Annotated in this window: 6 protein-coding genes; 5 read left to right on the top strand and 1 reads right to left on the bottom strand. The window is 37.4% G+C overall.

Annotated features, from left to right (window positions below):
* Positions 1-28: 28 nt before the first annotated feature.
* The 5 genes from AC25Y1_RS17580 to tagH all read left to right on the top strand — a co-directional run bounded on the left by AC25Y1_RS17580 (position 29) and on the right by tagH (position 6,011).
* On the top strand, positions 29-2,413 hold the full coding sequence (locus AC25Y1_RS17580) for an SH3 domain-containing protein (RefSeq protein ID WP_488149303.1): 2,385 nt from the start codon (positions 29-31) through the stop codon (positions 2,411-2,413).
* Positions 2,414-2,612: 199 nt separating this feature from the next.
* Positions 2,613-3,011, top strand: a complete 399-nt coding sequence (tagD, locus tag AC25Y1_RS17585; RefSeq protein ID WP_488149304.1) for a glycerol-3-phosphate cytidylyltransferase — start codon at positions 2,613-2,615, stop codon at positions 3,009-3,011.
* A 155-nt stretch (positions 3,012-3,166) separates the two neighbouring features.
* Entirely contained in the window at positions 3,167-4,345 is a 1,179-nt protein-coding gene (locus tag AC25Y1_RS17590) for a CDP-glycerol glycerophosphotransferase family protein (RefSeq protein ID WP_488149305.1), read from the top strand.
* Between the two features lie 28 nt (positions 4,346-4,373).
* Positions 4,374-5,180 (top strand): ABC transporter permease, encoded by an 807-nt coding sequence (locus AC25Y1_RS17595; RefSeq protein ID WP_488149306.1) that lies wholly within the window; start codon positions 4,374-4,376, stop codon positions 5,178-5,180.
* Positions 5,181-5,198: 18 nt separating this feature from the next.
* Entirely contained in the window at positions 5,199-6,011 is an 813-nt protein-coding gene (tagH, locus tag AC25Y1_RS17600; protein WP_488149307.1) for a teichoic acids export ABC transporter ATP-binding subunit TagH, read from the top strand.
* An 84-nt stretch (positions 6,012-6,095) separates the two neighbouring features.
* On the opposite strand, the gene AC25Y1_RS17605 is transcribed toward tagH, so the two are convergent.
* A complete protein-coding gene (locus tag AC25Y1_RS17605) occupies positions 6,096-7,805 on the bottom strand; it encodes an IS200/IS605 family accessory protein TnpB-related protein (RefSeq protein WP_488149308.1) in 1,710 nt (569 codons plus the stop codon).
* Positions 7,806-8,293 lie beyond the last annotated feature (488 nt).

Raw genomic sequence — 8,293 nt, forward strand, 5'->3', positions numbered from 1 at the left:
ATAATATATAAAGGAGGCATTTTATTTTTTGGGAAAAATAAAAAATAGAATAATAGTTTTACTAAGCTTTTTACTAGTCTTGTCTTTAGTGTTAGTTCCAATTGGCGATAGCAAAGTACAAGCATCTGTCGTCTACAAAGGGGTCGCACTTAAAAGTTCGACAAATGTCTATGCTGACACCAAAACTGGTTCTAATGTGCTGAAAGCGTACAGCGAAGGATCAATATTACTGTATAGAGAACACTCGGCAGACTGGTATACGACAAATGTTACGGTTAAAGGTAAGAAATATAGCGGCTATATCAATAAAGCTGACGTAGATACGTCAGTTGAAAATCAAACTTCCTTGGAAGGGATTGCGTTACAATCTTCGACAGCTGTTTATGCGTCTACCAGGACAAATTCGAAAAAATTGAAAACCTATCCAATCGGCTCACTATTAAAATATAAGACATTTACAAGTGAGTGGTATGAAACCACTGTGATTTTAGGTGGTGTAAGAACGACAGGCTATATTCATAAATCCCATGTTGAAAATGGCGTTGAATCTGCCGAGGTTTTAAAAGGCCTAGCTATTCTTAATCCCACCGCGGTATATTCGAGAGCTTCAACGGGTTCTGGAACTTTAAAAACCTATAAAAGTGGAACAATTCTACAGTATAGAAATTATACAAGTGACTGGTACAAAGCCACAGTTTATATTAAGGGAAAAGCAAGGACTGGTTTTATCCATAAAAGTCATGTTGATGCAACGGTTGCTCACCAGGTTAGTTTAAGTGGAATCGGTTTGAAAAACAGGACTGCCGTATATGCTAGCCCTTCACCGAATGCAAGCGCGCTTAAAACGTACGCTGAAGGAACTATTTTGAAGTATAAAACTTTATCTAGTAACTGGTATGAAACTGGTGTTATTGTGAATGGTGCTAAGGTAAAAGGCTATATTCATAAAGGTCATGTTGAAGGTATCTTTGATGAAAGCGAACCCCTTAGTGGAATTGCTGTCGTCACACCGACAAATATTTATTCAAAAGCTGCAAAGAGTTCACAAGTCTTGAAGAGTTATAACAAAGGAAACTATTTGGAGTTCAGAACGTTTTCTCCGAACTGGTATTCGACAACTGTGGTTAATAACGGCAAGTCAGTTACTGGATATATCCATCAAAAAGATGTAAGTACTGACAGAGTCATTACAAAAACAACCCAATACAATACTGATTTTAAAAGAGCAGTTGATATTCAGATGGGCAGATCACCTCAAGTTTCTGGAAAAAACGGTGGTTGGGTAAATGCTTCTAGACCGCAAGTTGAATACTATATCAACTCGTCAAACTTTAATATTAATTCTGCTGACTTTTATCAGTTTCTAGTATTATCACAACCAGCAGCTTTACATGCAGGTGAAGTCAACCAAAAGATATTAAATAATCATGGGACACTAACGGGTAAAGCGCAGGCGTTTATCGATGCTGGAACAAGTTATGATGTTAACGAAGCATATTTAATTTCCCATGCATTGTTGGAAACTGGAAATGGAAGTTCTGCCCTTGCACAAGGTGTTCCCGTTGATAATAATGGGAAAGTTGTTGCACCAAAAGATGCAGTGTTTACGGTTTACAATATGTATGGAATTGGAGCAGTCGATAGTTGTCCCTTAGACTGCGGTGCAAAAAAAGCATTTGATGAAGGATGGTTCACGCCAGAAGAAGCGATTATTGGCGGAGCAGCTTTCATCAATACGTATATTGCTAGAGGTCAAGATACGATATACAAAATGAGATGGAATCCAATCAATCCAGGACATCCACAATATGCAACAGACGTCGCTTGGGCACTTAAACAAACCTCTAATATTAAACGAATCTATGACTTGTTAGATAGATACGTACTTGTCTACGACGTACCAAAGTATGTGAATCAGCCAGCAAAATCAGGAGATCCGGATTATTATGATGGCAGCACGCCAGACCCAGGGACATCGATTGATTATCCGAGCGCAGTTTACGGCTTAACTTCAACGCCGAATAACTTAAACCTACGCGAGGAACCGAACACGGGATCACCCGTTATCGCAAGTATTCCAAACGGTTCTAAGATCGAAATCTTCGGGACAAATGGAACTTGGGATAAGGTGACTTACGATGGGAAAACAGGATGGGTGCACGGCGACTATGTAACATTGTTGAATCTACTAGAAGTATCTACGGGTAGTTCGACATTGGCGATTCGTCCGGAACCAAACACATCGAATACGCCAATTGCACGTGTGAATAATGGAACGTTATTAGCGGCAATTTTAGATAATAACAACAAAATCATTCGTAGTAATGAATGGTACCAAATTACCTATAATGGTGAACAAGCATGGGTAAGCGGCGGCAAAAACGGAACTGAATATATTAAAATCAAAAACTAACAAACTATGGCCATATGCGAGCATAATCGCATATGGCTATTTTTTTGTCGAAACGGGTGGGAATTAGTACTATATGAATTTAGGTGAAAATAATGTATAATATAGATTATCTGCGAATAAACACGCAGCAAAATATAAATTATACTACTACTAACTAATATATAGACTCATTTCTTACAAACTAACGGAGGTTTTCCTAATGAAGAAAGTAATCACGTACGGTACGTTTGATTTACTTCACACAGGACATATAAATATACTACGCCGCGCGAAAGAGTACGGCGATTATCTAATTGTTGCAATTTCATCCGATGAATTTAATGCGCTAAAAGGAAAAGAAGCATACTATAGCTTTGAACAACGTAAATTGATTCTTGAAGCAATCCGTTACGTGGACGAAGTAATTCCTGAACATACTTGGGAACAAAAAATAGAAGATGTTAAAAATCATGGTGTTGACGTTTTTGTCATGGGTGATGATTGGACAGGGAAATTCGATTTTCTGAAAGAACAATGTGAAGTTGTCTATCTACCAAGAACGGTTGGGATTTCAACAACTAAGATTAAGCAAGATTTGACAAAAGTTAAAAAAGGTTAATGAATTGAAATCTGCCCGTATCCTCGTTACTTTTTCGAAAGCAACGGGATGCGGGTTGTTTTTCTACTGAATTGATTCACACCATTTGATAAATGAAACATCAAACATTCTCTAAGAGCACGGAGAAATGTTGATTTTGGAATTGAGGGAGAAACGTGGTCACGAAAATTAAGCAATCTAAGATCATCCTTTTACTGTTTAAAACCGTTTTTCTAGCACTAGGTTTATTGCCGAAAAAAAAGAACTTAATCATATTTGAAAGTTTTCATGGTAAACAATATAGTGATAGCCCTCGTGCCATATTTAAATATCTAGCGAAAAATCACCCAAATTTCGAATTGATTTGGAGTATTGATCGTAGAAGTGTTGAACTTTTTAATGCACTTGAGATTCCATATATGAAACGTTTTACACTGAAGTGGTTTTTAACGAAGCCGAGAGCTAAATATTGGGTGAATAATGTTCGTTTACCTATTTGGATGCCAAAACCAAATGGAACGATTTATTTACAAACTTGGCATGGAACACCTTTGAAGAAATTAGGGCTTGATATTGACGAAATTCATATTCCAGGGTCTGATAATAAATCATATAGAGAAGATATTCGTAAAGAAACGCAAAATTGGTCTTTTCTAGTTTCACCAAACAAGTATTCAAGCGAAATATTTAAAAGTGCTTTTGGCTATGATGGGGAGATCATTGAAAGTGGTTATCCACGCAATGATAAATTATATACAGCGAGTAAAAATGAGATAGCTGTCATTACAGAAAGTCTCAAAATCCCAGCCGATAAAAAGATTGTTCTATACGCGCCGACATGGCGAGATGATGACTATTTCAAAGTTGGTCAATATAAATTTACATTTCAATTTGAATTAGATAAAATGAAGGAACGTTTTGGTGACGACTTCGTTCTACTGACTAGGATGCACTATTTGGTTGCTGAGAACTTTGACTTTACAGCATACGGAGATTTTGTAAAGGATGTCTCTAACTACCCTGATATTGCGGATTTGTATCTAGTTAGTGATATACTAATAACGGATTATTCATCGGTCTTTTTTGATTACGCAGGTTTGAATCGACCGATTATATTTTATATGTATGATATTGAAGATTACCGAGATCGGCTGCGCGGTTTTTATGTTGATATTGAAAAAGAAGCACCTGGCCCAATCGTGGAGAATGAGGAAGACTTATTTAACGCGATAGAGTATGCCCTTAAAAATGGACATGCTTCACCTGAAACGTTTAAAGTTTTCCATGACCGTTATTGTTACCTAGAAGATGGTCATGCTACAGAACGAGTCGTTAAACGTTTATTGACTAGATAAAATGATAAAAGGCAAGTGAGGAAGATATATGAAATCTTCAATTATCGTATTAAAAGAACAGATAAAAAATTTCCATCTCGTCAGAAGACTATCTTTATATGAGATAAAAAGCCAAACAAGTGGAAATTATTTAGGCGCCGCGTGGGAGATTATTAACCCAGCAATTCAAATCATGATTTATTGGTTTGTATTTGGCTTTGGAATTAGACAACGAGCACCAATTGGAGATGTAGAGTATTTCCAATGGTTATTTGCGGGGATCTTAGTATGGTTCTTCCTAAACCAAGGGTTAATGAAAGCGACCAAGTCGATTTATCAAAAAATAAGAATGCTTTCAAAGATGAACTTTCCAATGAGTGTCATTCCAAATTATATTGTTATATCTCAATTCTATCCGCATCTTATTTTATTAGGAATTGGGATTATCATCTTGCAATTTCTTGGGTATCCGATATCCATTTATTATCTACAGTTACCACTTTACACATTTGCCGCTGTAGCATTACTGTTTAGTCTGTCACTGATTACATCAACGCTTGCAACAATCGTTCGTGATGTGCAGATGATGCTACAAGCCATGATGCGCATGCTGTTATATTTATCACCACTTCTTTGGCCACCAACCCTGCTACCAGAAAGCTGGCAGCCGTGGTTAAAACTGAATCCGTTTTACTATATCATTGAAGGGTATCGTAATGCGTTATTAGGTCAAAGCTGGTATTTCTTAGAGAATCCAATGTACACACTATACTTTTGTGGATTATTACTCTTCTTATTCATGATTGGTTCTTATTTGCACGTAAAGTTCAGAAGTCAGTTTATCGACTTTCTGTAAGTATGGAAGTGAAATTATATGTCGAAATCAGTTATTGTTAAAAATGTATCTAAAAAATACAAGCTATTTGAAAACAGGTCAGAGCGTATCCTTGACCTGATTCTTCCGCATAAGGAATATGGGGAGTCTTTTTATGCATTGCGCGATGTGTCATTTGATGTTGAAAAGGGTGATATTGTAGGCTTTGTAGGTGTGAATGGTTCTGGGAAATCAACGCTTGCGAACCTGATCGCCGGGATTATTCCAAGTACATCTGGCGCCATGGAAATTGATGGTGATGTGGCGTTAATCGCGGTAAATGCGGGTTTGGACGGAAAACTCACAGGGCGAGAAAATATCGAGCTAAAACTGTTGATGCTTGGTTTTTCTAAAAAAGAGATATTGGGCATGGAGGATGAAATTATTGAGTTCGCGGAAATCGAAAAGTTCATCGATCAGCCTGTTAAATCTTATTCTAGTGGTATGAAGTCAAGACTCGGTTTTTCAATTTCGGTGCGGGTGAATCCAGATATCTTAATTATTGATGAAGCCTTGTCGGTTGGAGATAAAGCGTTCGCTGAAAAGAGTTTGGCGAAAATGCATGAATTTAAGGAACAAGGAAAGACGATGTTCTTTGTCAGCCACTCAATCGCACAGATGAGACAGTTTTGTGAGAAGGTGTTATGGCTGGAGTACGGCGTGCTAAAGGAGTACGGTGACGCAAAAGAGGTGCTTGCGAAATACGACAGTTTCCTGAAGGAATACGCAAAAATGAGCAAAAAAGAGAAAAAGCAACACCGCGATGAAGGTATGACACAGCGATTGCTTGATAAGGTTGAAGTTAAATATTGAACTACCCCTCCCTAAAATTCCAAAGAATTTTTGAGGGAGGGGATTCCTAAAATAAGGACCTCTAAAGGACCAACGCCCGTTCAACTAGGCGTTGGTTTTTCTACTTTTTACCTTCGCCAAACTTTTTTGTTCCAAGCCCGTAAGAGCACCTGAAACAAAGAGTCCACTCCCTGAGTGAAAACTGGCTAGGTCAAAAAGTTCTGATTGGTAGAACGTGTGTACACGTATACTTTTCAGGCAGGTTGAGACATACTTCCACTGCGCCCAATGATGTAGACCTGTCATCTTCTCCGGTAACAGGGAATGCAACACTGGTGGAAGTTTTTCTTTGAATCCCATTGCTCTACGGGCAATGACGTATGAGGCAGCTTGGTGAATGCTAATACCAAGTCGCTTCATATACTTCATTTTTCCAATTTGTGTAGTGTAAGCAGGGTTTACTTCAAATACAGCAACGCCCATTTTATCCGCACGATTTTTAATAGCTGTTATCAACTGGTTATAGGCAAATGCGCTCATTTTTCTATTTGCTTTTCGATTGCCATACGGATTAGACACTTTTGATTTCGTTGTGTTTAGTTTTTCAAGCACAAGAGGTTTGTTTATTTTGACAGCTAAATTGACCAAAGCAATGGCTTCTGCTTCAATTATTTTAATGGATTGACCAGTAGACTTTCCTTCCAAATTGAAACCGTAAACACCTGATTTAACAAGTTGCCCTTTAGAATTGATGTTGGACCATGCAATATGGTCTACATTTAAATCCACGCCTAATAGGCCGTCTAAACGACTGTGGTTTTTACAATCGTTTTCAGGGAGCGTTAAAATGCATTTAAAAATGTAATAATCTCCATGGTCTTCAACGGACCAAGCAACAGGACTCCCTTGTTTTTTCTTCAAATCAATTGGCATCCCAATCTGTAATTGGATCGCTTGTTCAATTATATCTTGTCCATATGGAAATAGAAGATTGGGTATTACAACAGCCACGCCGTTTGGCGTGATAAAGTGAAGATTTTTCATCACAGGTTCATAAGAAAAGACAAAGTTTCCGTACTTTGCATCTCTTCTACCACTAATGGTCATTTGATTATAGCGGGATTGCCTCCATTCATGAGCCCAATTTTCGTGATTGTCTTGATATTTCGGTAAAGTATATTGACTTTTAAATAACTTCTTACGACCAAAAACGACACTTCTCGTATTACTTTTCAAAGATTTAAGTTGTTTTTGTAATCTATCTAAACGGAAAATTAATCTACCTAATCGGCTTTTTAAACCATTTATTTGAACATCCAAATACTGATGCTCAAATTCATATACATGATCATAAATATCCGTTTTATTTTTAAATTGAACGACAAAAAAGCTTCCCCTTTTCTGTTCCCGAGAAGTTTTATTGAATTTAGGATTACCTTCAATGAAGGATTGTTTAATCTTGGACAAGGTTGTTAATTTCCTTTTTGTAGCTTTAATTTTACTTTTCGCCGATTTAATTTGTTCTTCTTTGTTAGCAATGTACATTTTCTTCAATTCTTTTTGTGACTTCATATGAGCATTTGCTGTTTGAACCGCTGAATTCGCATAGTAATCATTTAACTGAAATCGGTTCTTCACTGTAAGTTGAAGGGATTGGGGGCGTTTTAAACTACCAGAACGTTTTTCTAACACTTGTGTTTGAAAAGCAAAATGTTTGGCACGGTTGAACGAAAGAAGCGCGTGAGAAATAGCTTTCACAAATACTTTAGGTAACGAGTTTTTATAGACTCTCTTTGAAAAGTAAGCTTTTTTCATTTCTCAGAACCCCCAAACATATATTCTATTTTAATTATAGCAAAGTCTGAATGGTATGACTATATTTAACTAAATCTATTTCTAGTAACTAAAAGCAGCGATTCATCTCCCACCTAAATCTTTCAGATTTTGAGGAAGGAGTCTTCTCGCCAGAGTTGATAAATTCATTGAGCACGGGAGGAAATCCAGTAAATTTCCTCTGTGCTTTTTTGTTACCTGGGATTTGTATTCATATTTAGTATCGGGATGAGACCATTGATCTCATTATATATAGAAGGTTATTGATGGTTTATTAATAACGATCACTGAAGAGAATGTACCAACAAAAATATTCGAGTACTGCAATTTCTTTTTCAAAAACACAAATTCGTCTTTGATACCGTTGTTCTACGTTCCGGGCGGACGCTTTCCTGCGGGCGAGCGAGAAGTGCGGAAAGATACAGTTCAATCTTTCCCTGCCGCTTCCCTCGCTGCGCTCAGTCCAGGGT

The organism is Sporosarcina sp. Y1009 (assembly GCF_057669865.1).